The sequence below is a fragment of the Alloalcanivorax xenomutans genome (assembly GCF_900217905.1).
GTDB lineage: Bacteria > Pseudomonadota > Gammaproteobacteria > Pseudomonadales > Alcanivoracaceae > Alloalcanivorax > Alloalcanivorax xenomutans.
Window position 1 is genome coordinate 1 of record NZ_OBMO01000044.1, and the last position, 1,221, is coordinate 1,221.

Genomic DNA, 1,221 nt, shown 5'->3' on the forward strand with positions numbered 1-1,221 from the left:
GTGGGAGATTCTATGTTGGAGATCAAGCGATTTGGGTCTCCGATTGGTAGGTGGTTTTGTGCTTCATCAGGGCGAAGGCGATGCGAGCGAGTTTGCGGGCGAGAATGACCAGGGCCTGGGTTTTCTTCAGCCCTCGCTGCAGATAGCCCTCGTAGACTCGATGCCATCGCGGGCTATGACAGGCGGCCATGGCGGCATTGTGCAGGAGCCTTCGGACCTCGGCATCGCCCCGTTTGGTCAACCGTCGTCGCTGTTCTCGCTTGGAGGATTGACGCACCCTCAGATCCAGTCCCAGGAAGGCGATGAAGGCATCACTGGTTCTGAAGTCGCCGCGCTGGAAGGCCATGACCAGCGCGGTGGCGGTTAGCTCGCCCACCCCTTCCAGGGCTTGGCAGCGGGCCCGCTCCGCTTGCAACCCGGCCTCGCGAAGGGCCAGCCGTAGTCGTTTCTGGAGGGCCTGATCAAGGCGGTCCATATGCGCCAGCACCGGTTTGATCAGGGCTTTCAGGGAGCCCTCATCCTTCCAGCTTTGCTGCAGCGCAACGCGGGCCTGGACCAAGGTGGCGCGTCGGCGCAAGAGGCGTTGTAAGGTGCAATAGGCCTTTGGCGGGGGCGTCCAGGGCTGCAATCGTCGTTGGTTTGCTTCCAGATAGTCCGCCAACAGTCGGGCATCGCTGGCATCGGTTTTGGCCCGTCTTCCCATACTTTCCCGGTAATGGTTCAACTGGTAGCCGTTGATGATAAAGACGGTGTGGCCCGCGGCATGGGCCTGTTCGGCCAGTTCCAGGTGATAAATCCCAGTGGCCTCCAGCGCTATGTGGGTATTCTGAGGAAGCCCCTTGAGCCAGCGCCGGATGGCGGTTTTGGTGTTGGGAAGGGCGAAGATCTGATCGGTCGTTGGGTCATAAAGGACCAACTCGTCTTTGGCGACGTCGACACCGATCCGGTTGGGGATAACATGCATTGCCATGGTGTTGCCCTCTCGTTAGTGTGAAAGGGCTTGTCGGGGCGCACCAAACGCAGGCTTGCTCATATCGTCGGTCTGAGGGGCGCTCAGCCTGATGGATTCCTTATCGGCGCTTGTAGGTGCGGGGTGGGGTCATTTCTCCCACGGTCTGTACCCGAAGGGGTCAGAAGCTGCCTAGGTCCCGCCACCCCGACAAGTCTCTCTGCCTACTATCGACTTGCCACGCCAACATACAAGCTTGCCTGCAAGCGAAT

At 60.0% G+C, this 1,221-nt stretch carries 1 protein-coding gene; it reads right to left on the reverse strand.

From position 1 onward, the window contains the following. Positions 1–22: 22 nt before the first annotated feature. Positions 23–970 (reverse strand): IS110 family transposase, encoded by a 948-nt coding sequence (locus CRO06_RS19760; protein ID WP_097059224.1) that lies wholly within the window; start codon positions 968–970, stop codon positions 23–25. Positions 971–1,221 lie beyond the last annotated feature (251 nt).